Raw genomic sequence first — 25,158 nt, forward strand, 5'->3', positions numbered from 1 at the left:
TTTTATTCGACTTCAATTGATAACAATCTTCCGTTGTCCATTGACCTCTGAGATGGTATAAATGTCAGATTTAACTGTAAATATTTCTATCAATTCAAGCGCCCTTTTATCCGATACTTCTTCAGGGATATCAAACCCTAGAAAACTTACATTGAATAAATTGGCTTCAAATGAATGTAGAAATTCATATTGACCCACATAGGTGCGAGCAATTTTCCCATCCCATTTAATATCAAATTGTTTGTTTTCATTCTCTGAGAAATGTATCCGATGTTCAGCAACAGAATCGTGTCCTAATAAATAAATGTTAAAAGCCGGATTGTCAAAATCATTGTTTGACAACGGATCCACATTATAGACCATTGAACTAAGTTGCCTAATATTAAATTGATTAAGCTTGGTCCCCACCAGAAATCCACTGGCTTCTCCCCAGTAAGTGGATGATAGCGTACATTTATGATAATTATTCCAAACGATTTCTGCCTGCCAGTCAGATACTTCCTCATCGTCTTGAAAATTTAAATCACTATTTTCTTCATCGTACTCGGCAGATTTTAAATGTAAATCAAACCAGAGTCCAGCTTCATTAATGTGACCACTCCAAATAAATTCCAAGACACGATGTCCATCATTCCAAGGATTATCTTTAAAAGTGATTTTATTATTCATGTTTGAAAATTCAATCCTTCCATTTTTTCAATAATAATATAATTCGTTTTATTATAAATAACCCCTCTTCGGTATTCACCTGTTGAAATCAGTCCTGATATTAAGCACATCGTTCCACCAAATTTTAAGCCAATGAAATGGATAACATATCCAGGAGGAAGGGGCTGATGTCTTCCTCCTGGGATATCCTACCTCTTAATTTTTACCGGATTGATCATGTGGCACTGTGACAGTTTCTGTTGAAACCGTTTTGTTGCCCGCTTTGTCAGTTGCCGTGTAAGTTATGGTATAGATTCGCGACTTCTCCGCACGTAAGATAAAGGAAGTGGCGGCTGTACCGAAATTGACCTGAATATCGCTTGGATCGCTATTCGGTTGATTGCTCGTTATGGACGTTAACACCACGGATTCAACGCCCGATGTAGCATCACTAGAATCCAGCGTGGCATTAATCGTAACCATCTTATGATTTGCTGGCCAAATCGACGTGTTATCCAACTGGACGGAAAGTACTGGTGCTGTCTTGTCGACTTTGAATTCGACGGTTTTGTTTTGTTCTACATTGCCTGCCTGATCCTTGCTGCGATATCCGAGCTTATAAGTTCCGTCACCGAAGACTGGAATGGAGCCAGTGTAAATGATCCATTCACCTTCATTCACTTGGTATTCCGTTGTTACTGAGCCTCCGTAAATGTCGCTTACGAATAAGCTCACGGTCACATCAGTTGTGTACCAGCTGTCCTTGCCGTTAGGCGCAACCGGACTTAGAGTAGCGGTTGTTACAGGAGCTATTTTATGAATGTTGCTTACCGTAATGCTGGTTACATTCGATACATTTCCTACTGCATCAGTTCCTCTTGCATACACGGTATCATTGTCGGAGACAACCACTGGGGCGGTGTAAGCTGTCCACGCGCCGCTTGCTCCCACTTTATATTCCATCAACGAAGCGTCTTCCGGATAGCTGATGATTACGTTGACAGCTTGGTTAGTCAGCGTATTTGTATCTACAACCAAGGTTGCATCGATAGGTGCTATGTGATCGATATTGCTGACTGAGTAGTTCGTCTCACTCGACACATTGCCCGCAGCATCTGTTGCTCTAGCATAAACCGTGCTATTTTCGGATACAACCACTGGAGCGCCATATGCCGTCCATGCCCCGATATCTCCTACTTTGTACTCCTTCACCGTCACATCGGATGGATAGCTGATCGTTACGGTAACGTCCTGATTGGTTGGCGCTGTAACGTCAGCTGACAAGGTTGCGTCAGCCGGAGCCGTTTTGTCGATGTTGCTTACCGTAATGCTGGTTACATTCGATACATTTCCTAAGGCATCAATTCCTCTTGCATACACGGTGTCATTATCGGAAACAACCACTGGTTCAGTGTACGCTTTCCACGCGCCGCTTGCTCCCACTTTATATTCCATCGACGAAGCGTCTGCCGGATAGCTAATTGTTACAGTAACGTCCATATTGGTTATTGATGTAACGTCAGCTGACAACATTGCGTCAGCCGGAGGCGTTTTGTCGATGTTGCTTACCATATAGCTGCTAACGTTCGATGTATTCCCAACTGTATCGGTACCTCTGGCAAAGATCGTATTGTTTATTGCCATAACTATCGGTGCTGTGTATGGTGTCCATGCGCCTTCAGTGCCCACTTTATATTCTTTCACAGCTGCATCATCTGGGTACTGAATGATTACGTTCACATCGGTATTGGTCGGAGTTGTCACATCAGCTGTAAAAGTTGCATCCCCTGGAGGTGTCGTATCGCTCTCCATACTTGCGAGTTTCATGTAATAAAGATTTGTAACATCATCCTTTGTAATGGTATGTGCGCCAGGCGCAAGTGATACACTGATAATACCATTTGTCATTGCATAGCTTGTTCCATCTATCTTGATTTTAAGTCCGTTTGCTGGATTAAACACTAATGTTAATGTTGAAGCTTGTGTTGTGGTAAACCCAATATTGGTTGTACTCTCTATTTTTAAACATTGAGTTAGTGTTAAACCATCATATGCCACTGTTCCCTTACTTGTTGAAAGGTTCCCTACAATCGTGAAGAAGCTGCTTGTTTTTCCACTTGTAGTAAAGTTGTGAACAGTTGTCGATGTAGACGGTGGTGTTGGTGTTGGTGTTGGTGTTGGTGGTGTTGGCGTTGGCGTTGGCGTTGGTGGTGTCGGCGTTGGTGGTGTTGGTGTCGGTGTTGGCCCTGGTGGTGTTGAATTACCACCTACAGATACAAGTTGAGTTGTGTAATTTAGTATTTTAGTCATCAGTGGTGAATTAATGTCAGACGAYGTGTCATCAACWGAATCATTAAATGCCCATGTAAAGTCTCCATTACCTAGGCGTCCAGCTTCTGCYGTAACCACTTGTTCAACAGTGCTTACGCTATCAATGTTAGCYGCAAGTACTCCYGTATCGATCGTAGTATCAAAGTTATTATAAGATGTTCCACCTACTAATGCTTTGTATGAACTTGGAACTGTCTCRTTTCTTGTCGAAGCTAAGTAGGCATCAAATGATGTTGCATTAGCTGGAGCTGACCCTGCATTGGAGTTTGCATAAATAAGACCTCCAACAAGATCTACGATRCTATTATTGTATGCTTTAATCATACCGCCATTCTCACCGGAGAATGTACCTACTGACCCACCYGCAATATCAGTACCTTGTAAGGAGATCAACATTGGATTTTTTGAATGTCTGTAATAATTTGATTCTACAAAGGCTGAACCTGCTGTTGTAATACCAGTACCATATTTGGAGACTCCATCAAAGAAGTTATTATAGATATGAATAGTTCCTTTTCTTATACGTGGATGACGAGAGTCTGAATGGTCAAACCAGTTATGGTGGAAGGTTACAAAGAATTCTGTTGATTCACTCAAACCGATTAGAGCAGCTTTTCCGGAATCCCAGTAGTGATTATAAGATATTGTCGTATACGTTGATGCGCCTTTAAGGTCAGTTGAACCATCACCTTTTGCTTGGTCAGCATCTGATCCTGCTTTTCCATAGGTAATATCATTATTATGMACCCAAATATTAACATTGCCWGTATCCATTGAAACGGCATCGTCTTGGAATAACAAAATACCAAGGTTTCTTACTTCTACATTACCGACATTTCTAAGTAGRAATCCCCATCCATAAACAGTAGCATCTTTTCCAATACCTTCKAWTGTAGTATTCATTTCSGTATAACTTGAATTACCTTTTACTTGAAGRAATCCACYGCTGTTWATTGATGCACCCATGTCAGCATCTGTAACTTTTCCAATAAATCTAATTRCAAGTGGTGTTTKATCATAGCCTTTTTGTCTTAGTGCCAGAATTGGACCTATACCAACACCTGTTTGTTTCGTACCTGAGCTACTGGTTATAACATCAAGAGTTACTGTTTGTGCAGTCGCAGATGTTACATAAATAACTTGAGCACCATTCTGAAGTGTACCATCTTCATTATAAGCACCTGAACCTGTGCCAAAWGGTGATTGATYTGCAAAAGCAAATCCAGATCTGTCATGTGSCGCTACTGATATCGCACTKGAAACAGTACTTTCTTTTGTACCACCTGACAATACGGCTTCAACTTTCATTACATAACTTCCAGCTGCAAGCCCTACAGCATCCGCTCTCCAATATGTAGGGTATTGACGGATTAATTGCGTATCAATTTGTACATATTGAGAATCTGCTGCACTTGCAGGTTTAACATATACATTATACCCCTGAGCATTACTTACAGGTGACCATTCTACATAGGCCGTCTCATTCCAGCCTCCACTGTTGGATAATGAAGGAGCAGCTGCATGTGCTGCCGTATTGAACATTCCGCTTGCGATTACAGATAGCACGATAGCAAACAATAAAACGTAACTCGTTACCTTTTCAATACTTTTTTTCAATGTAATTCCTCCCGCGTTTAAGTGGTTGTGATAACTTCGAAACCGCTTTCAACTTCTAAGAAATTTGCTTAGCCCCCCTTCGCACCATCTAGGTTCAAAACTGGACAAATATTTCCAACAGCCTCATCAGCTTATCAGCTTTGTATCTGGTTCCGAAACAATCATTAGATCATATTACATGGTTTTCTGAGCTAATGATTATCGATGAGAAATATGATACTCCCCGACAGGTCTTCAAAATACTGGTACAATTATTGGAAAAAGTCCATTTTTGTTAATAGCAAAAAAGTGCAACCGATCCATTGGCCGGCTGCACTCATATCCTCTTCACAAAGTACATTGTTAATGTTTAGTAAGCTCTATTTGCCTATTCTTTGAAAACTCCGAGAGTGCCATTTCCTTTTTCTTGTTAATTGGGAAAAACAAAAGCGGGATGATACCCAGAAGTATAAATGCGAACGGCAGTATGCCCGCGCCAATTTTGATTCCAAGCAAAGCATTGGCGCTTTGCGCATCGGAGCCTGCCTGGAAACCGAAATAGCTAATGATGCCCATGAAGAGCGAAGCCTGAATGCCGGACATAGGAATCGTCAAAAGCGCGTTCAACCCGGTGTACATGCCCGCTTTTCGCAGACCCGTGCGCTGTTCGTCCTCGTCAATAATAGCACCGAGCATGGGACTATTCGCAATGCTAACGGCTTGAGTAAACACGTACATGATAATATAGGCCGCGATGGCCTGGTAGTAATTATGGACAAAAGCCAAAAGTAAAAAACCGCATGCGCTTGGAACTAACGCCAAGAGCATGGCATGTTTCATTCCTCGTTTTTTAATAAACTTGCCCAAAAATGGTGCCGCCGCAAACAAGGAAAGTCCCATAAGCACATCCATAAGGGTTGCCTGTATGCCCTGCAGCTTTAACACGTAATCCGACATATATAGAAAGGGAGTAAAGTAGAAGGCGCTTGGACCACCGACCAGAATCTGCACTAAAACGAAGGTCACGAATGCTCGTGATTTCGCGGCCTCTTTTACATTGTCAAAAACGTCACCGAAGATGCCTTTTCTTTCTGAAATCTGGACATTTTCCTTCAAGTACATTTCTTCCGTGTCTTTCAAAGGCTTGAGTGCAACAAAATATAGGATGGCATTCACTGCCAGAACTGCGCAGAACAGAATGGTCGTTAATGTTTTATCGCTATCGCCTACCAAAAGCAATGTCGGTATCAGCGTACCCAAAAAGCCTCCGATGTTTGCGATATAACTGGTGTATACGGACACATCCACTCGCTCCTCGCTGGTCTTGGCGGCAAGCAGCTTGTAGTTGGCGTGCGCGATATTGAAGGTGGTCATTGTCGTATCGTAAATGAAAAGCAAGATCAGCATAAAGGCGAAAATAACCCATTGGCTCCAGGATGGCTGCGCGAAGATCATACAAATGGACGCAACTAGCGTAACGGGCGCGCTTAGGCGCATCACATAAACGTATTTGCCCCTTTTTTTAGTGTATTTAAATCTGTCTAGCCACACGCCTATGGCCGGGTCATTGATTGCGTTCCAGATCCCGAAAATCGCATACAGGATACCGATATACTTCGGGTCAAGACCAACAATGTCCGTATAGTATTTCAAAAACGCGTTGTGAATCAGTACCGTGCTCAAATTGCCAGGCATCGTAGGAAAGGAAATCAGAAATTTCTGCCATCCCGTCAACCCGGGTGAGATATTGTTTTCGATTGCACCCATAGAATGCCTCCTATACTTGCTTTCCATCTCGCACAAGCTTTGATACACAATATTATATAATTTGCAGTAATTTATTGAAAGCGTTTTCTTTTAAATGTTATAATAAACTACCCATCCTGTTTAGAAAAGCGGTGCGAATATGTTTACTCAATTTAACAAGGACTTTATATTCGGAACATCCACGGCGGCATATCAGATTGAAGGCGGCTGGAACGAGGACGGCAAAGGGCTGTCAATATGGGATGTATTTTCCCATACCAAAGGGAAGATTCGCGACGGCAGCACGGGAGATGTAACCTGCGATACGTATCACGATTTTCAGACCGATATCGAGATGATGAGCAGCCTGAAGATGGATGCCTACAGGTTTTCCGTTAGCTGGTCGCGAGTCCTGCCGGAAGGAAAAGGTTCGGTCAACCAAAAGGGATTGGATTATTACGATCGCTTAGTGGACTCCCTGCTTGAAAAGGGCATCCGGCCCTTTGTCACGCTCTTCCATTGGGACACGCCCTATGCGTTATTTCAACAATACAAAGGATTCGCCGGCAGAGAGACTGCCCAGTACTTTGCGGAATACGCGAGGCTTGTCGTCGACAGGCTTGGCGACCGCGTCAAAGACTGGATCACGTTGAATGAGCCCTGGGAGCACGCCATGTTCGGGCACTTCCTAGGCGAGCACGCACCAGGCATCAAAAACCCGTGGACTTACTTCAAGGTAGCGCATAACCAACTTCTGGGTCACGGCCTAGCGGTGCAGGCGATGCGGAGCGAACGAAGCGATTTGAATATCGGCATCACGCTAAGTCAATTTCCAGTCTACCCGGCGAGCTTTAATCCGAATGAAAAGGAAATGGATTCCGTCGAAATGGCGGATATGTTTGTGAATCGGTTCTATCTGGACGGCGTGTACAAAGGAAACTACCCCGAGAAACTGTTTTCTCGACTGTGGCCGATCGTACCGAAGATTGCGCCAGGAGATATGCAAACCATCCAGCAGCCCATTGATTTCCTCGGCGTCAATTATTACAGTCGATTGTTCGCGACAAGAAAGTGGTATATTCCGTTCTTAAAAACCTGGGTCGATCGGAATCATTCCGATGAGCGGTATGTTCATCCCGTACTCGGTGCGCAGGGGTATCCTGACGGGTTTAAAGAGCTGGCAAGACGATACCGCGAGGAATACGGAAACCCCGTGGTCTACATCACCGAGAACGGTACGACTGAACCAGGCAATAACCTGGAGGAAACGAGTCGAACCGACGACGCATACCGCATCAAATACATGTCCTATTACTTAAAAGCACTGAAAGAAGCGATTGACGAGGGTTCCGATATCCGGGGCTATTTCCATTGGGCGACGATAGACAACTTTGAGTGGAGCTCCGGCTTATCCTGCCCCATGGGAATCATAAAGGTCGATCACAGGACACAGCAACGGACGGTCCGCGACAGCGGTTATTGGTATCGAGATCTGATTGCGCATCAGGAGAGCAGGAGCTAAATGTAAGAAGTAGTAACCGAAGACATTGAATCGAGTAGATAGCGGTGGCAAGTATAAAGAAGAAGCCACTCCTTACATTGGAGTGGTTTTCTTTGGATAGAACTTCTCTTTTATTTAGTTCTTTGTATCCCATTCAATATGATTCTTCCAATCAGACCATAATGACTTTAGTCCTTCTACTAACCACTCCCCACCAAAAGTTATTGTCCCTTCATGGGATGCATATATAATCCAGTCCATTTCCTCAGAACACCAAAAACCTTCTCCACCTGTTGATGCATTATAGTAAGCGTAGAAAGGACGTAGTTCTGATATTTGTATTTTGTAAGCATGACCTGATTCAAGAAATTCATATAACTGGCTTACTCCATGTTCCTTTAACAGCATTATAATACAATTAAGCTTACTACTATCATCCTCAATATAATCAGCATCAAAAGCAATAAGGTCACATCTTTTGCACTTTGATAATGGATACCAGTAATGTCGTAAATTTATGTCCCAAGTATTCTCCATTTTCTCTCTCAATTCTATAGAAACTTCGTCAGGAATCTTCTCTTTTTCCAATTGAACCTCCTTTAAGACTGTGAATGAAATCCATGTTTTATTTATAAGACTTTATCATCCATTGATTGTTTTTATATATAAGCCAATACTCCGAATTTGCTTTTGCCTTGTGTCTTTCCATGTTGTTATAAACATCGTCAAAGTCCATTATCTTACCAATAACTTTAAAAGGAATCTCCACACTATTTCTTGATTTAATAATCCTGTATATATCAATTAGTATTCCATCACTAGCCATTAACGCAAGTTGTTGTCCAATGTCCTGACATAATGGTTGCACAAACTTCTTATAAGATTTTAATCTGTTAGGAATTAGATGCCTTAATACATCAATATAATCATTTTTATCTTTATAAATAACTTTGTTGTACCATCCATCATCATGGGCTAAGTATACAAACTTGTTATTGAGTTTATTAAAAAATGGACTGCCCAATGCTTCTTTATAATGCCCTAAATACAATAACTCGGCTTTCTCTTGCGGTTCGAGATTATCAAGGGAAGTAATGTCTTGAAAATCCATCCAACAAAAATCACCATAAGAATAAACATTTTCTTCGTACAAGTCACTCAAATGTTCTTTTCTTACAAACTCTAATCTTAGCCCATAATGAAAATCTTCTCCTGTATATCCAGATGCAAGTAGTAAGACGTTATTTAGTTCAGTAGAAAGTGATGTAACAAAATCAATAAATTCGATACCCATTGATTTTACTGACTGTTCCTTTTCGTTATAAATCATATAAATAATATCTTTTGTTTTCATTTGTAATCCTCTCTAGGATATAACATTGCTCTTGATTTTATTGTTATTTCTTATCACGGAGGTAAAATGGCATATGTATTGGTTCAATTTTGGCAATGTTTAATAATTGTTTATCTAAATTCCAATTCACTGGCCTAAGAGAAGGATAAAACCATTTCGCACCTTCATTAATCCAATCCATTCTGTATCTTTCAAAAACATTTACGAGTCCATAATTAAAATCATCTACGCCATATTCAAATGCACAACATAAGCAAATATCATATGACTCATTCCCTTTTTCATCATAAGGTGGAATAACTAATTTATCAAAACCACAAATAGGACAAATGTAATTCATTTATTTTCCTACCTTCTATGAAATCATGCTTTCATTCGCTCCAATCGACTTCATCACACTTATCAAATATCATTTCAAAGTCACCTTTGATTATTAGATGTTCAATTACTTCTTCAATGCGGTTACGACTACATTCATCCACAAGAACCATGTCACTTCCCCAAAAATAATTACCATGTAGGCACTCGCCAGTTTGCTTATTCTTTTCAGCGAGCGTTTGTATGTTCTTATATGTAAAAAATGATGCAACCCATCTTGACCCATCTTCAAATGTAACTATTGCATCAGTATTATCATCGTGTATGTTCCATTCTCCTTCTACCCATTGTTCAGCTTCAATCCAAATGGAATACTGCAAACCTTTCATAAACAAATTCCTCCACAATCTAAAAAAATCATTCTTTCATTAAAGCAATAATACCATATACTGGAACAAACTTCTTTATCGTATCGCTTCAAATTTCACTTATAGTCGAGCGGTGGAAGTGCTATGCCCCTTTCACCATTCAAACAACTTCATCAGGATGAAAACCACCCCCACCCCTAACTACATAACAATATCAGAACTCCTAGACAGATTAGCCAACAACTCAGTAAGTTTGTCGGCTACAATACGGTGAACCGTACCATAAATGAATTAGTGCATATAAAAGCAGCCAGTTGTCACCACTCTCTTCTCACCTTTCGTTGAAAGTAGATCGGTAGCCTGTTGTTGTCGAGCTATCGTACCCGCACGCAAACGGTTTTCTTCAACAGACATGAACAGAGGTATACTTTAAAATGAATAGAATAATAATTAAAAAAACAATAGAAGGTGGCTATATATGACTGCCCATTTTCTCAATGATTCTTTCGTTCACCACACGTGGGATAACTCGCTCAAACCGAGGTTAACGATCAAGCCGGGCGACATGGTTACTATGGATTGCCGGGAAGCATCCGATGGCCATATCCGTCCGGATCGTCCCATCGAAGAAATGCTTGGTCCTCGAGAAACGAAAGGGCATCCATTAACTGGCCCTATTTACATTGAGGGTGCAGAACCAGGCGACAGTATCGCCGTGGAAATTCTAAAGTTTCAACACAAGGGGTGGGGATGGACCCGTTGTATTCCGGTTGGTGGTCTTCTCCCAGGCGAGTTCACGGATTATATCACCCTATGGGACCTGAAGGAAGATTTTTCAGATTTCAAGCCAGGTATTCGCATTCCTTTGGAGCCTTTCTGCGGCTGTATGGGTGTCGCGCCTGCCGATCCTGGTCCACACGACACAACCCCGCCCCGAATTTCAGGAGGAAACATGGACATACGCCATCTTGTGGCAGGCTCCACTCTCTTCCTTCCCGTATATGTGAACGGTGCTCTTTTCTCTGCCGGAGACTGCCACGCTGCTCAAGGTGATGGTGAAGTTTGTATTACCGGCATCGAGGCACCTATGCAGGTCACGCTGCGATTTCAGCTCCGCAAGGGCCATACGATCCCTGCACCTCAATTTATTACGCCTAGTCCACTTACCAAAGCTGACACCAAAGGCTATTTTGCTACGACTGGTATCAAACCTGACCTCATGGAGGCAGCAAAGCAGTCAATCAGATATATGATCGATCATCTTGTGCGAACATACAATCTGACGCGTGAGGAGTCCTATCACCTGTGTTCCGTTGTTGTGGATCTTAAGATCAGCGAGATCGTCGATTCGCCTAACTGGATTGTTTCGGCCTACTTACCTTTAAGCATTTTTAATGAGGTTGGTTCGGAGTAGCTGTGTACCCCGACAAACGGGATAACCGACCTGCTGCCGCCGACCTAATGACCAGCGGATCCCTAAATACCAAAAAAGAGACCCTCAGCAATGGACTGAGGGTCTAAGTTTTATATTTTAAAAAGGGGGGCGACTTATTATATAGGGTGAGGCCTGTAATCCAAATTGAACAAAGCAATAGCGATTCACGTACATGTGAGTTCCCTTTGCTACATCTTTATCCGTCCATCCAGGCGTATCTGTAAAACTCGATGGTCCTACCTTATAAATCTCACCTAGGATATGGTGATGAGGTCCAAGCAGATTACGGCAGCTGTTTGTCAGCTCGATTTCGATGATGTTCTCCCCAGCAATCAGCCACTCACGAATATCCGCCTCATAGGGCGCCCACAGGAAGGTTCGAACTTCGTGCCCATTGATCCAAAGCTTCGTGACGGCGGCAAGGGGTCGTTCTCGGAAGAACCACTTCGCGCTTATTCCCTCTATCCCAACTAACTCGATGTGCTGCCGCAAGCGAATCGTGCCCGCGAAGAACGGAAGGCCTTGCCGTGCCAAATCACCTGTATGTACGACAGAAGGCAGCTCTGCGAGGACAAATGGCCCCTCCGTCTGTACAGCATTTCGCTCGCCATAGGCATAATTTGAAGTGGATTCAACGCCAAACTCACCCAACAGATAGATACTCTCGATTTCAGTATCAAAGGTTAATTTATTGCCTTCTGATTCAAATTTCTTAGCATTTTCAATCGCTTGATAAGTTTCAGGCGAGTTAGCGAAGTTGGTTCGCAATCGAATGCGGTTCTCCCCTTTATGAACCTTACCGCTAATATCGATTTTCTGAAAAGCGGCATCTATCCAGGTACCGCAGCTCACAGACGAGACAGGAGTACCGTTAACTTCGATGGCGAATAGTTCGGGTCTTTCCATAACAACATATAGTTCACGGTTATAACCTGTTTCCCAGCCCACTTGGAATGGAAATTCTAATTCGATATGGACAGGTCGACCTAGCCCCAGTAATTGTTCTTGCAAAAGAATAACAGGCTGCGGTTGGGACCACTCGCCATCCTCCACACGTAAGCGACACGTGTCTAGGGTTAGGCTGTTTGGTGTGAGGGAAACGACGTTCCAATTGGGACTTAGCGTGCATAACGGTATGCATTGTCGCTTCTCCGTGTCAGTGGCATGCCCAATTTCCCTAGCCTGCTGACCAAGCTGTGGCTCCAGCTTCAGCATATAAGATTGACCTGGATGAAGCGGAAGCTGGACCCGGATGCCATCGGCTGATTCTTCCTGTTCAAGACAACCAATCTCTCCGCTCGCAAGGTCAATAAGGGTTACTTTCCCTTTACGAAGCAGCTCGATCTCAACCTGTGCATAGCCCTCTTGACCCGAATTGACGACATAATACAAGCATGATCCCTCGAGCTCCAAGGTTTGCACATTGACGGTATCCACAGCGACCGCAGCCCCGTTTTCGTCTGTCATCCGAATCGAAGGCGCACTTACCTTCGTGATCGCGCCGACGATTGCTTCCGATGACCAGTCCGGCTTACTAGCTTGAACGAGCATCTGCTCAAGTTCACTATTTAGCTCCCCCTCAACAAGCTTAGGGTATGGCGCACAAGCAATCAGCTGTCCGCCTTGCTGCACGAATTGTTTCAGCAACGTAAGTGTCGTTCGACTAATCGTCACACTTGGCGGCAGCACAACAACACGATAGGCCGCCTCTCCGATGATGAACTGTCCGTCCTTCACGAGCCCATGCCCCTCCATGATGCTTTCACTGCCGTAATCATGCTCGATAAAGGCTTGGCACATCCAGCGGGACAGCTGGGCGAACGCCGTGTGGAACGGCGTGATTTCAGAGCGATCTATTCCGCGCTGCAAGGTCCAGGCACTGCGAATCGGGTGCAAGAGCAGCACCTCGACTTGTCTGGTTCCCTCCGAGAGCAGCATCGACAATCTCGCGAAATAATCATTAAAGCCCTTGTAGTCCTCCCACCAAGGCTGTTGGACGAACAAGGACGGCGGATAATCCCGCTTCCGCAGCCCCTTCAAGCTATAGCTCTGCAAATGCTGGCAGATCATCGTAATACCATGCACGAACTGCCATTCGCCAATTCGCTTCAAATCCTCGAAGCTAATATCCCAGCCGGAGCAACCGAAGGTCTCGGTGATCGATTGCTTTTTCCCAAGCTGATGTGCCACCGATCCAACCTGCTTCGGAACAATCGGTTCGTCGCCAATAAACCGGCCGAGCCAATCACAGCCTGGCATATGTAAATGTTCATAGAACGCCATAGGATCCCCAACGGAGGTCACTTGGATCATCAAGGCTTGCTCGTCAACGACATGTCCCGTGAATGACCAGCCCTTAGATTCACACCAATCACCGATTTGCTTGGCATACGCCTTCGTAAACATGTCAGTTACGCATGCCCAGTAGTCGTATCTGGCTTTCGCGCAACCATCTACTTGTAGGAATAGAGCAGGCAAAGCTTCTTTCAAATCATACCCATTGGCAGCTTGAAAGGCCGCTTCTAACTCAAATGACCACGGCAAATGCCCGCGAGCAAACTGGGGTTCATCGGTAAAAAAACCCTTAATCACATCGCCGAATTCTTCCCCGAAGCGCTCCCAATAAACTTCATAGGTGGAATCAATAAACGCTTGAACCGCCATTTTACTTAGCGTATCTATATAAAATGGATTCACCTCATAGTAGATTCGGAGCTTTGCCTTCCCTACATCTTTCTGCCCTAGCAGCCTATACCCGCTCTCCGTCTCCTCATAATACGTAATCGTATGATCAGCCGGACTTTGGAACGGCGCGTGTTCATACACTAGCTTTTTTTGCTGATACGCTAAACCTTTGGCAGGAACCTGGCCATCCGCGAATCCGCTGGGCCACCCATTTTCATCATATAGCAAGGGCGACATACCTAATTCTTTGCCTTTTACAATACAGGCGCGAATTGCTTCCATCCACTCGTCACCCATATAAGGGGTTTGAAGTCCACCTCTCGCATGCATGAAAAAGCCGCCAATCCCCGCTTTATGCATCTCTTCAATTTGCCGTTCTAATTCAGCAATCTCCAATTTATCATTCCATGACCAAAAAGGGATCGACCGATAGTTATTAGTTGGATGAAGCAATTGGTCCCATATATTAGACATAAAAACCTCCGTAGTAGTTGTAGGTGAGAAGCAACATCGCGTCACTTTTCACTCACTTTACCTACTTCGGAGGTTCGCATCAATCTACAATTCTTTGTTCAATTAACATGCATGCCGATCCTATTGGTGGACCTTCCGATAATCCCCCGGCGTCGTTCCAACCATTTTCTTGAATGCCCGAATAAAAGACATCTGATGCAAATATCCTACTCGCTCCGAAATTTCTTGGATTGGCTGGGATGTCGTTCTTAACAATTCCTTCGCATGCTCCATCCGTATTTGGCACAGATACACAACGAACTTCTCACCGAAATCTTCTTTGAAAAGCGTGCTTAAGCTGGACGAATTCATGTTAAATTGTTCGCTAAGGCTCGATAAGGAGAGATCTGGGTCACTGAAATTAGCCTCGATATAGTCACGTACCTTTTGAACCACACCGTGATTGCCTTTGCTGACACGAATGGCTTCCATCTTTTTCGCACAGGAAGAAATAGTTACTAGATAAAAGGATTCCAGCTCATCTAACGTTTCGAGCGTTTCCATATTCTCATCCCAAGGTGTTCGGAATTCCCGATTCCACAACTCTTGATATTCAGGTGGCAACTCCATCATTTCCCGATAGAAATAATAGTTCATATAACTAAGGATCCCGCTAATCTCTTCTTTGGGAAGCATCAATCTGCGCAAACCCTCAAATAGCAGCTGCAGCTGCTCCTGCCACCCATCATTGCCGACCCGGAAAGCTTGAGCAATCGTTCGTACATACTGCAGGTAAACGTAAAGATCATCATGCGACAATAGCTCAATTTCCCAGTGGCCGATTACCCGATTGCTGCCAAGCGCCGACTTGTAATCCAGCGCCTTTGCCGCAGATTCATAAGATTGGGATATCGTTTGAACCTCTTGTACCGTACAGCCCAAACCGAATGTCACGGTCAGCTTCAAATTATTCTGCATCCATTGACGGACCTGATCTGTCAGCGTCAGCATCATCGACTCCAGTGGAATCTCTTGCTGCTCTTCCAGAATAATAATACATAACCGATGATTCGTGACCCATTCCTGCCAAATGCGCAAACCACAGGCTTCTGCCGATTCTTCCACTACTTTTTTCAAAATATATTTAAAAAGCCCCTGATCCTCACGGGAATGCCTACTAATAAACTCGGTATATTTATCAATTTCGACTATACTGACTGCGGCACTTCCCAATTGCTTCATGCCACGTTCCATCAACTCATTCTGCCAATCTGCCTGTTCTAGCGGGCGGCTTCCATCTACGATTTCGTGAAATAGCTGGATGCGTCGATACTTCTGATTCACGAGACTTTGATTCTGATACTCCTGACTAACCTCAATGATGCTGCTCAACGTGTAATCAATATAACTTAGCTCATCGACCGTCGGTCCTTGTATCGGATGCTCTTTGTGCACCTGATTGTACTTCTCGATACGCGACATGATCGTTTCGATCGGCTTATAGTTTTTACGTGTGATATACACAATCCAACCAATAGCTAGCAGCAGACCTAAGAAACCAACAATAAACCAACCGCTCTTCATATAGTTGAAAATGTTGCCTAGCTCTTCTTTCTTGAGCGTGCTTGTATAGGTCCAACCTGTATAGTTGGATATGATCGTAATATCATCGATCTTTGGATCTTTGCCATTTTGCTCGAAAATTTTATGTCCTTGACTATCATAGAGCGCAATCTGATTCACTTCTGAAATACCGTATTTACTTAGAAACTCTTGAATGGCGCCCACTTTCACATTAATAACGAGCATAGCAATCCCTTTACTTTGCAAAGGAACACCTTGGGCCATGGAAATGACTGTACCTTCCAGATTTCCATCTTTTAACGTCCGATAGGGACGAGGCAGACTCCAGTTGTCTAGTTCGGGATGATCTAAATGACTTTCTATGAAAGGTTTATCTGCAAATTGCTCGACATTCACCTTTGTTTTATCACTAATAACCGTTCCATCACCTGCCCGATACAAATAGGCAGAATCAATCCACGGATTGGTAGCTGTTAAGCTTTGAAGTAATTGGGAAAGTTCGATGAAAAAGACCGTATCACTTTGCATGCCAGCGAAGGTCGTCAGCTTCATATTCCGAGTTATCGTTTCCAGCATCATCATTTCTATGGAGTTCAACGACATGTCGATGCTATTCTGGATATTTTGCACATACACGCCGCTTGATTTCAGGGCTTCTTTGCGGGACAGATCATTAAGCTGAACGACCCCAATAAATATGAATAAACAAACGATAAGAATAAGTACAGGGACATAGGAAAGTAGCAAGCGACGGAACCAATTTCTTCTCAAGTTGGGCTCTCTCCTTCATCATAAAAGGGTATTTATCTTACCATTCTATCCTTGAAAGAGTGAACGAGCAATATACATCCTTTCGCGGAGTAAACATGGGGTTCGTTCCCAATGAGAATATCCCATAATGGTGCATAAATGGATGATTTCGAGCAACTTCGTTGTGCCGGCCGCGTTTTCGCTCTAGTTAGTCGATTTTTTCGACTGTCTTCAGCCTGCAGGCCGCGTTTTGCTCGAGTTAGTCGATTTTTCGACTTTCTTCAGCCTACAGGCAGCGTATTCGCTCGAGTTAGTCGATTTTTTCGACTATCTTCAGCCTACAGGCAGCGTATTCGCTCGAGTTAGTCGATTTTTTCGACTATCTCCGGCCTGCAGGCCGCGTTTTCGCTCGAGTTAGTCGATTTTTTCGACTATCTTCAGCCTGCAGGCCGCGTTTTCCACCGAGTTAGTCGGTTTTATCGACTATCTCCGGGCCGCTGACTGCCTTTTCCACCGAGTAAGCCGATTATCGACTTACTCCATACATAAAAATAGCCTCTACAGCAATGCTGCAAGAGGCTTTTGAAGTTCGCAAAAACACCGTAAGCGCACCCTTGCGGGTGCACTTACACATAAATTCAATACTTCGATTACGCATCAAAAAATTAAGGGAAATTTGAACTCATTCTGTCCCTCGTTCAAGGGATAGATGTCATTGCCCCAAACCAAAGTGCCAGGCAAACCTTGGGGCAGTGCAACCTCAACAAGCCAATGGCTTCCCAGGCTCTCCACTTTCGCTTCAATTAAGCCAGCCGGGTGCGGAAGCTTACCGTGCAGACAGGTTAAAGATCCGAGCTGTGGACGAATCACGACCGAGTCAAAACCCATCGACGCCGGGCGAATGCCAAGCAAGTTGGTGTAGAGATGGTAGATCGGGTGAGCCCCCCAAGCATGACAGTCTGAACGCGTCGAATCCAGGAAGATTTCCGGCGTCGTCCGTAGACCATTCGCCTCCATGCCAAACCAAGGCTCGAGTCGGCCCAACAGCGCTTCAATGTGATTTGCAGACGCTAACGCTTCGAACGTATAGTGATCGAAATAAATGCTTGTGCGCATCAAGTCGGATGCCTTGAGCATGTCAGTCACTAGTTGTCGTTTTCGTCTAGGTGAAAATGATTCGCATAATAAGGAAAGCACCTGAGCATGCTCCGAATAATACTGATGGCCAGTATCGTCCGCAAACAGCCCCCGCTCCTCATTCCAGAACAGCTGCAGGACCACTCTGCTCAAATCCTTTGCCAGCCGATTCGCACGTGATTCCAACTCTGGTTCACCTAAGTAGGCTTCAAGCTTGGCGACCAGCTCCAACGTATGAATCATCTGCAGGTTGTATGCCGCATTCAATCGATCCGCCCCATGCGGCGGGGTACCAGAGCTCCATGCATCTGAAGGCGCAGTCTGCCAGTCCATGAAGTTCCATGAAACAGGCAGCTTTACCGCCCCATTCGATGAACGATTTTGCAATAACCGATCCAATTCGTCCCGTACACTGCTCATCATGAAACGAATCCATGCCGAGTCGCCTCGCCAAAGGGCATAGTCATAGACCATCGCCACCCACCATAGGGAGAAAGAGGAAATATGTTTGCCGCCGTTTTCCGGGTAAGCACAATTCACAAGTCCAAGATGGTTGTTGCGGGAAGCACGGAACATGTCCAGTGCTTTACGTGGTAATCGATCGTCGAGCGTGCTCACGTAAGTAACAAGCGACTGAATGCGCGTGTCCCCCGCATACATGAGCTGCTCCCAGTAAGGGCAATCCATGTAAGTTTCGTGTGCACACATTTGCATAGTCCTGAAAGACTTGGCAACGACTTGATTTAGACGTGCATCACTGCTATCAATAAAACCCTCCATTGCCAAGGGATATCTCGTTTCCAACAGTCTAAACTCATTAAGGTGTAGCGCTTCGCTTTCCGTTTCTACGATCAACTCGCCGTAGCGTCCCGCATGCCACCACAACGTATCGAAGCTTCGGTCCACTCCGCCATCCGGACGAAATGTATCACCGTAACCTTTAAACCATTTACCTTCAATCTCATTCCGATTCGACTTGCGTCCGCCTTCCGCTTCATCGTAAAAGGACTCCTCCCAATGAAGTTGAATAACAGCACCTTTCCCTCCCGATACGACAAGTTCAGGATAGAAACAATAATAGTCATCTAAATCAATAATGACCCGTCTTCGGGTATGAGCAGGAATGTAAATCGATTGACCATTAAGTACTCCATGCCAACGCTCATGCTCATCCATTAAATCGCGACTTGCGTCGATCGGTTGTCCTTCTGATCCCGAGATACCTGCTTGCTCAACAAAGCGCACAGTGCTCGGCTTGAAGCTAACCTCTTGCATCGCAGGCAAGGTAGCCGGTCGCATAAGCCGCTGTGTCGACGAGAAATGATAATTGTCCGTGCTATGGTAGGCATACTCTCCCAATTGTACCGGAAACCAACCGTCGCCTTCCCCAAGATTAGCCTCCCAATCGTAAGAAGCGCCGTCAATGTCCAACTTTGCACCGGTACCAATGCTGGAGGGCAGCGGCACAAAACGATAGCCCGGCATAGGCTTCGCTTCCCACTCAGCAACACCAGTCCCCATCAGCGGTGCGAGTGCTTCATCATCCGGACTAAGCAAGAAGCCTGGCTTTACGCTGACCTGCGCCCAAGGCTTATGCTCGCCAAGTGCCCAGCAGCGCGCAATCCATTGATGTTCTCCTGCAGCGAGCTCGACCTCATAAGTCTCATAAAACCAATTGCTGCGGTCTCCACGTTCGCTGCCTCGGCCGATCCTTTTATGATCCAGAAACAGCTCATACCTTTCGTCTCCAGATACGTGTATCCTTACGCGAAGAGCTTCACTTAAAGTGAACTTGCAACGGTAAACGATGACGAATGGAGGTTGTCCGGCCTCACTGCATGATACCCAACGGCAAGGCCAACCCGTCGTCTGCTCCCAAGGTTTTTGTGATTGGTTTCTTTCTATTTGTCCACTATAAGGTAAATCCGTTAGCAGTATGCGCAATAAGATCACCTCCTTCAGTCATTATCGGATATCATTCAAAATATATAGTTCGTTATTACGTATATTCATCTCTTCCAAAGTTGCTGCCGGCTTCGTGCTTCCCGTCATATAGATCTGATCAAAGGTAACCCCTTCAATCCGGTAAGGTTCTGTTCCACGTATCATGGAAGGGAGTGCCCCTTCGAGTTGTCATATATACAAAATATGCTTCCTTCCCGAATTAACTTGCAGCAGGAAGGAAGCACATGATGTAGTAACGCATGGAAATTAACTTATTTCGTAAATGATTTCAGTTAATTACTTGTTACTTCGTCAACAATTTATAATAATCTTTCGTGTAAATAACGTCTTTTTTGTTATCCGTATAGGCTTTTGTATAGAAGTCATCGACTTTTTTACCGCCGCCTTTTTCCCAAGCCTCTTGTGCGTCTTTCATCGCTTGTTCAACCGTATAACTTGCTCCACTAACAACAGCTTTTGTATAAATATTCGTTAGTGTATTCTTCAACGTGTTTTTAATAACTGTCAGATCATCCGTTAGAGTAACTGGAAGCACGACTTCAGACGTTGTAGGACGATCCGCTGTGATATACGCAGCTCTACCTTGCTTGACTAAATCGATATACGCTTTATCAACCGGCTTCGAAGGATCCAATGTGTTCGTATACTCCACACATTTCCCCATCGTGCCTGTCTGAGACATCATTTGGAAATCACCATTCCAATTTAATTCTTTCTTGTTTTTCTCCGTGTCGATTGGTTTCGGACAGCCGTCTACCATCTTGTAATGAACGCCTTCCATACCATACATCAATGTCGTTTGAACCTCAGGTTGCATAAGCCAATCGACGTATTTCACAACGGCTTCTACGTTCTTCGCTGTAGCATTAATGGCAGACGTAAATTGCATTGGTACAGCACCGGCAGGTGAGAATTGACCGAATTCAGACTTCGGAAGCGGTAGAATCGTCACTTTGGCATCTGGATTATTTTTGATCAGCGCACTGTAGACATCGTATCCTTTAATTCCTTCTAACACATCTGAACCATAAATACCAAGCTTACCGTTTACCCAATCCTGTTGCATTTTAGCACCATTTTTATCTGTGAACGTATCTTTATCGATAGCGCCTGCATCATACAGACTCTTTTTAAATGCTAAATCTGATTTTGGACGATCCCATGTCCGTAGATATTGATCATTGTTCAGATGATAAGACGTGATCATTGGTAATGTCTCATCACTCGCTTGCCCTAACTGGAAGAAATAGTCCACATCGTAGAAAGTCGAACCAAGTGTATCCTTCTTGCCGTTACCGTCAGGATCTTGCTCAGTAAACGCTTTCGCAACTTGGAGATATTCCTCTGTTGTTTTTGGCATTGGAAGCTTCAATTTATCCAGCCAATCTTGGCGAATCATCACATAATGGTTGGCTGTAAACGGCAATGTGCGACCGAAGAAGAATGTTTTGCCAGAAAATCTCGTTAATTTCTGTAAAGACTCATTGCCTGTGATCACCTTTTTGTAATTCGTGGAATACTTGGCAATGGCATCATCGAGCGGAATAATTTGCCCTTTGGCTGCCAAATCCTTCATATAGGGATTCGAGAATTCCATGACTAAGTCAGGTGCTTGGCCCGAAGCGAACAGGACGTTCCACTTCTCCGAAGAGTTCGTGCGTGGAACAGGGATAAACTCAACTTGCACAGGTGCATTTTCATTAATCCACTTTGTCCAGCGGTTATTCGTAATCGTGCCTTCACCCTCAGGTACATTGTTACGATCATAAATGGAAACCGTAATCTTCGGCTTAGGTCCTGCCGGTGTCGCACTTGCCGCAACCGTGCTTGCAGCGCCTGGTGTCGTCGTTGCACTATCTTTTTTGTCTTTATCCGATGCACAAGCCGCAAGTAGCGTCGTGCTTGAAAGTACCAAAGCTAAGGAAATGGATGTTGCTTTCATTTTGCTGATTTTATTCATATGAATAAGTCACCCCTCATGTTTTGTACGTGCAATTTTAAGATAACCCCGATTAAATCATCTACTTGTAAAACTAAGACTACCATGTTTAGCGCTGCACATCACCCCTTTCATAGAATTACCATTATCCTTTCACAGCGCCGATCATGACACCTTTGACGAAAAAGCGTTGTAAGAACGGATACACGATCAACATCGGTAATGTCATAACAATGATCCCTGCCGCTTTAACCCCCTCTGGCGTAATTGCTGCTGCTAATTCAGGCTGTGTATTCGTCAGCTCCTGCATCAAGGATTGATTCTGAATCATTTGTTGCACGAGTACCGCTAAATTCAGCTTGCTGGAATCATTGATGTAAATCAGTACATTCATGAAGGCGTTCCAGTGGCCCACCCCATAGAATAAGGATAACGCAGCTAGGACTGGCAATGACAATGGCAACACGATCTGAATGATCAAGCGCCATTCCGAGCAACCATCAATTCGCGAAGCCTCCTCCAACTCTTCCGGCAATCCTTCGAAAAAGCTTCTCAAAACCAAGAGATTCCACACCGTAATCAAACCAGGCAGCCACAGAGCGCCGTAGCTATTGATGAGCCCCAATTTTTGGACCAGTAAATAAGTAGGAATGAGACCAGCTGAGAAAATCATGGTGAAAATTATAGCGAATGAATAGAAATTACGTCCGATAAAATAACGCTTAGACAAGGGGTATGCAGCTAGGATTGTGAACACCATGTTCAGGCATGTCCCTACCACTGTAATAATCAAACTATTGGTAAAATCCTGGACGATTGGGCTTTCCTTGAACAGCGCCCTATAGCCGTCATAGCTCAAATTAACAGGCCAAAAGCTAACCGTTCCCGACATCAACGCATGCTTATCACTAAGTGACATTGCTAAAATATGAACAATAGGTAACAAACAACTGAGACCAATAATCAATAAAAATATATAGTTGAGGTTGTAAAATAACTTCTCTCCTCGGGTATGTTTCATAAGTTTCTCCTTCTTTACGATGTCAGTGCGATATGTAATCGCCTACCATAAGCCTTGGCCGAAATGGCGTGCAATGCGATTGGCAGATAACACCAAGATTAACCCTACCAAGGATTCAAACAATCCCATCGCTGTCGCAAGACTGAAATTCGCTTGCTGAATACCAATTTTGTACATGAATGTACTAATCACCTCAGAGATTTCCAATACAGCGTTATTCTGAAGGACAAACACTTGATCGAAGCCTAATTCCATCAGATGTCCGATTTTCAAAATCAACATAATAATGATTGTTGGCAAAAGCGCAGGCAATGTAATCCGTATGGTTTGCTGCCATTTATTGGCGCCATCTATGCTTGATGCTTCATATAAGCTTTGGTCAATGGCTGTTAGCGCAGCGAGATATATAATCGCGTTCCAGCCTGCTTCCTTCCACACGCCCGATGTCAGAAAGATGGCAATCCATGAGAATTCCTTATATAAGAACGGATATGACTCACCAAAAATCTTTTCAACAAAATGATTGAGCGTACCTGTACTTTGTGAAAAGACAGTAACAACGATGCCCCCAACAATAACCCAGTTAAGAAAATGCGGTAGATAGACCAATGTCTGTACCAACCGTTTGAACTGGATCTTCCTTACCTCATTGAGCAACAGCGCCAATATTATAGGCATGGGGAAACCAATAACGATGCTTAACCCACTCAGTTTTAAAGTGTTCCACACGATACCAAAAATTTGTTTATTCTGAAAGATCATTTTAAAGCTGTCGAAGCCTGCCCAAGGGCTGCCCCAGATCCCTTTAATGAAGCTGTACTTCTTAAAGGCAATAACTAGCCCCGTCATCGGGTAGTATTTAAATATAAGGAAGAAAGCAATGATGGGCAGAAACATAATGTACAAGGGAATGTTTTGTTTAAGAACGCGTTTGCCATACTTCCTAACCAACCAATTGGATTTGGAATTCACTCTGCGCTCATGCTCGATTGTTATCTCTGATGATGCAGGCGGTAGTGCTTGATTCATGTTGTCACATCCTTGCTCTGTAATTTGAACTCATCGTACCTGCTGATCCGCCATCCGTACAATATACATGATTTCGATCAGTTAACAGGCTTATACAATGCGGATATTCGCTGTCTGATATACACTTTTTCTAGGGATATACATGTGAATTTTGCTAGATATATTAAGCTTTTGGTGCTCCTAGCTCCCAGAATGAGGGATATCCTTGAAGTTTCGCTAAAGCTTCCATGTAGTAGTAATCGCCGTAAATGAGCGGCTTGTTGATGTTCTGATTCATCGGCACGTTGCCCGTACCAGCGAGTAGAATTGCTTCTTCGGAATCATCTGCAACGTAATGGCCTGATAGGGACTGCAAGATTGCACACGCTTGTTCCTTATAAAAGAGTGCGCGATCGCCTGCACAGAGCGCAGCCAGATCCAGCAGCCCGCTTGCCGCAATCGCTGCGGCACTCGTATCACGCGATGCCGCCTCGAAGCTCGGCAAGCGGAAGTCCCAGTATGGCACACGGTCCTCGGGGAGGTGTGCCAGGAAGAAAGCGGCAGCACGCTCCGCTGCTTCCAGAAGATCGGCACGGCCGGTATGGCGGTAGCTGAGCACCGAGCCATAAATCGACCATGCCGAACCCCGCGCCCATGCGGATTCTTCCGCATAGCCTTGGCCGCCAAGAGCGCCGACGCGTTCGCCTGTCTCCGGGTCGAAGCAAACAATGTGATACGCGGAGCCATCCTCGCGGATAAACTGCTTCGCAGCCATTAAGGCGTGCGCTTCAGCGACATGCTTAAAGCGAGGGTCATTTGTATGTTGCGATGCCCAGTAGAGCAGCGGCAAATTCATCATGCAGTCGATGATCGCCCATCCGATGCGCTCAGGGCTGTTCCACGCGCGTATGAAGCTTCCCTTGATATTGAATCGCCCAGCTAGATGGCTGGCAATCTTCAAAGCACGGCGCTTGGACTGCTCATTGCCTGTGAGTTGCCAGTTCGCTATCGAAGTTAGCGTCCACATGAAGCCCATATCATGATCTAAGGGCTCATAGGCCTCAATCACAGCATCCATTTGTGTTTCACAGCTCTCTGCCAAGAGGCGTAGTTGTTCATCTTGCCGATCCTGATAAATGAGCCATAATATCCCAGGCCAGAAGCCTGCTGTCCAGTAATGCGGACTGGTCATTTGAAATTGCCCCTCGTTCGAGCCATGCGGGAATCCCGCACCTACTCGGAGACTCGTGTTCTTCACTTTTCGGACGCCTTGTTCCCAGGCATCTCCTATCCATTGTTCTCTTGTCATCATCTGTACA

General features: G+C 44.5%; 17 protein-coding genes. 2 read left to right on the forward strand and 15 right to left on the reverse strand.

The features are described 5' to 3' along the window. Positions 1–12 precede the first annotated feature (12 nt). From AC1DVJ_RS16555 to AC1DVJ_RS16565, 3 genes are all read right to left on the reverse strand, one after another. Positions 13–669 (reverse strand): hypothetical protein, encoded by a 657-nt coding sequence (locus AC1DVJ_RS16555; RefSeq protein WP_477592339.1) that lies wholly within the window; start codon positions 667–669, stop codon positions 13–15. A gap of 195 nt (positions 670–864) precedes the next feature. Next, positions 865–4,596 carry an OmpL47-type beta-barrel domain-containing protein gene (locus tag AC1DVJ_RS16560; protein ID WP_477592340.1) on the reverse strand — a complete coding sequence of 1,244 codons (3,732 nt, stop codon included), beginning with the start codon at positions 4,594–4,596 and terminating at the stop codon, positions 865–867. Between the two features lie 342 nt (positions 4,597–4,938). After that, complete coding sequence (locus tag AC1DVJ_RS16565) at positions 4,939–6,342, reverse strand: MFS transporter (protein WP_477592341.1); 1,404 nt, start codon at positions 6,340–6,342, stop codon at positions 4,939–4,941. Between the two features lie 139 nt (positions 6,343–6,481). Between AC1DVJ_RS16565 and AC1DVJ_RS16570 the strand changes: the two genes are divergently transcribed. Then, a complete protein-coding gene (locus AC1DVJ_RS16570) occupies positions 6,482–7,843 on the forward strand; it encodes a GH1 family beta-glucosidase (RefSeq protein ID WP_477592342.1) in 1,362 nt (453 codons plus the stop codon). A 114-nt stretch (positions 7,844–7,957) separates the two neighbouring features. On the opposite strand, the gene AC1DVJ_RS16575 is transcribed toward AC1DVJ_RS16570, so the two are convergent. The 4 genes from AC1DVJ_RS16575 to AC1DVJ_RS16590 are packed head-to-tail and all read right to left on the reverse strand — an operon-like array spanning position 7,958 to position 9,883. Further along, positions 7,958–8,410 (reverse strand): hypothetical protein, encoded by a 453-nt coding sequence (locus AC1DVJ_RS16575; protein ID WP_477592343.1) that lies wholly within the window; start codon positions 8,408–8,410, stop codon positions 7,958–7,960. Positions 8,411–8,447: 37 nt separating this feature from the next. After that, on the reverse strand, positions 8,448–9,176 hold the full coding sequence (locus tag AC1DVJ_RS16580) for a hypothetical protein (RefSeq protein WP_477592344.1): 729 nt from the start codon (positions 9,174–9,176) through the stop codon (positions 8,448–8,450). 43 nt (positions 9,177–9,219) lie between these two features. Beyond that, positions 9,220–9,516, reverse strand: coding sequence for a hypothetical protein (locus tag AC1DVJ_RS16585; protein ID WP_477592345.1), 297 nt, complete (start codon positions 9,514–9,516; stop codon positions 9,220–9,222). A 31-nt stretch (positions 9,517–9,547) separates the two neighbouring features. Then, on the reverse strand, positions 9,548–9,883 hold the full coding sequence (locus AC1DVJ_RS16590; protein ID WP_477592346.1) for a hypothetical protein: 336 nt from the start codon (positions 9,881–9,883) through the stop codon (positions 9,548–9,550). Between the two features lie 457 nt (positions 9,884–10,340). Here AC1DVJ_RS16590 and AC1DVJ_RS16595 point away from each other — a divergent pair, with 457 nt between their 5' ends. Further along, positions 10,341–11,276 carry an acetamidase/formamidase family protein gene (locus tag AC1DVJ_RS16595; RefSeq protein ID WP_477592347.1) on the forward strand — a complete coding sequence of 312 codons (936 nt, stop codon included), beginning with the start codon at positions 10,341–10,343 and terminating at the stop codon, positions 11,274–11,276. Between the two features lie 117 nt (positions 11,277–11,393). Here the strand turns inward: AC1DVJ_RS16595 and AC1DVJ_RS16600 are convergent, their stop codons facing one another. The 8 genes from AC1DVJ_RS16600 to AC1DVJ_RS16635 all read right to left on the reverse strand — a co-directional run bounded on the left by AC1DVJ_RS16600 (position 11,394) and on the right by AC1DVJ_RS16635 (position 25,148). Beyond that, the gene (locus tag AC1DVJ_RS16600; RefSeq protein WP_477592348.1) at positions 11,394–14,456 is read right to left on the reverse strand and encodes a glycosyl hydrolase; all 3,063 of its coding nucleotides are present in this window, start codon (positions 14,454–14,456) and stop codon (positions 11,394–11,396) included. A 120-nt stretch (positions 14,457–14,576) separates the two neighbouring features. Next, positions 14,577–16,790 carry an AraC family transcriptional regulator gene (locus AC1DVJ_RS16605; RefSeq protein WP_477592349.1) on the reverse strand — a complete coding sequence of 738 codons (2,214 nt, stop codon included), beginning with the start codon at positions 16,788–16,790 and terminating at the stop codon, positions 14,577–14,579. Between the two features lie 636 nt (positions 16,791–17,426). Next, positions 17,427–19,850 carry an alpha-L-rhamnosidase-related protein gene (locus AC1DVJ_RS16610; RefSeq protein ID WP_477592350.1) on the reverse strand — a complete coding sequence of 808 codons (2,424 nt, stop codon included), beginning with the start codon at positions 19,848–19,850 and terminating at the stop codon, positions 17,427–17,429. A 21-nt stretch (positions 19,851–19,871) separates the two neighbouring features. Beyond that, positions 19,872–20,015 (reverse strand): hypothetical protein, encoded by a 144-nt coding sequence (locus tag AC1DVJ_RS16615; RefSeq protein ID WP_477592351.1) that lies wholly within the window; start codon positions 20,013–20,015, stop codon positions 19,872–19,874. Positions 20,016–20,154: 139 nt separating this feature from the next. Then, positions 20,155–21,831 carry an extracellular solute-binding protein gene (locus AC1DVJ_RS16620; protein WP_477592352.1) on the reverse strand — a complete coding sequence of 559 codons (1,677 nt, stop codon included), beginning with the start codon at positions 21,829–21,831 and terminating at the stop codon, positions 20,155–20,157. Between the two features lie 124 nt (positions 21,832–21,955). Next, positions 21,956–22,831: a carbohydrate ABC transporter permease gene (locus tag AC1DVJ_RS16625; protein WP_477592353.1), complete on the reverse strand. Its 876-nt coding sequence runs from the start codon at positions 22,829–22,831 to the stop codon at positions 21,956–21,958. Positions 22,832–22,873: 42 nt separating this feature from the next. Continuing rightward, the gene (locus AC1DVJ_RS16630; RefSeq protein WP_477592354.1) at positions 22,874–23,860 is read right to left on the reverse strand and encodes an ABC transporter permease; all 987 of its coding nucleotides are present in this window, start codon (positions 23,858–23,860) and stop codon (positions 22,874–22,876) included. 163 nt (positions 23,861–24,023) lie between these two features. Continuing rightward, positions 24,024–25,148, reverse strand: a complete 1,125-nt coding sequence (locus AC1DVJ_RS16635; protein WP_477592355.1) for a glycoside hydrolase family 88 protein — start codon at positions 25,146–25,148, stop codon at positions 24,024–24,026. Positions 25,149–25,158 lie beyond the last annotated feature (10 nt).

The organism is Paenibacillus sp. P4_A9, assembly GCF_056402415.1.

Excerpts from the sequence above, each read along its gene's own strand:
- AC1DVJ_RS16615 (WP_477592351.1), bottom strand. The coding sequence starts at position 20,015 with ATGATACGTGGAACAGAACCTTACCGGATTGAAGGGGTTACCTTTGAT.
- AC1DVJ_RS16635 (WP_477592355.1), bottom strand. The coding sequence starts at position 25,148 with ATGACAAGAGAACAATGGATAGGAGATGCCTGGGAACAAGGCGTCCGA.
- AC1DVJ_RS16630 (WP_477592354.1), bottom strand. The coding sequence starts at position 23,860 with ATGAATCAAGCACTACCGCCTGCATCATCAGAGATAACAATCGAGCAT.
- AC1DVJ_RS16565 (WP_477592341.1), bottom strand. The coding sequence starts at position 6,342 with ATGGGTGCAATCGAAAACAATATCTCACCCGGGTTGACGGGATGGCAG.
- AC1DVJ_RS16580 (WP_477592344.1), bottom strand. The coding sequence starts at position 9,176 with ATGAAAACAAAAGATATTATTTATATGATTTATAACGAAAAGGAACAG.
- AC1DVJ_RS16555 (WP_477592339.1), bottom strand. The coding sequence starts at position 669 with ATGAATAATAAAATCACTTTTAAAGATAATCCTTGGAATGATGGACAT.
- AC1DVJ_RS16585 (WP_477592345.1), bottom strand. The coding sequence starts at position 9,516 with ATGAATTACATTTGTCCTATTTGTGGTTTTGATAAATTAGTTATTCCA.
- AC1DVJ_RS16600 (WP_477592348.1), bottom strand. The coding sequence starts at position 14,456 with ATGTCTAATATATGGGACCAATTGCTTCATCCAACTAATAACTATCGG.
- AC1DVJ_RS16590 (WP_477592346.1), bottom strand. The coding sequence starts at position 9,883 with ATGAAAGGTTTGCAGTATTCCATTTGGATTGAAGCTGAACAATGGGTA.
- AC1DVJ_RS16595 (WP_477592347.1), top strand. The coding sequence starts at position 10,341 with ATGACTGCCCATTTTCTCAATGATTCTTTCGTTCACCACACGTGGGAT.
- AC1DVJ_RS16625 (WP_477592353.1), bottom strand. The coding sequence starts at position 22,831 with ATGAAACATACCCGAGGAGAGAAGTTATTTTACAACCTCAACTATATA.
- AC1DVJ_RS16620 (WP_477592352.1), bottom strand. The coding sequence starts at position 21,831 with ATGAATAAAATCAGCAAAATGAAAGCAACATCCATTTCCTTAGCTTTG.
- AC1DVJ_RS16570 (WP_477592342.1), top strand. The coding sequence starts at position 6,482 with ATGTTTACTCAATTTAACAAGGACTTTATATTCGGAACATCCACGGCG.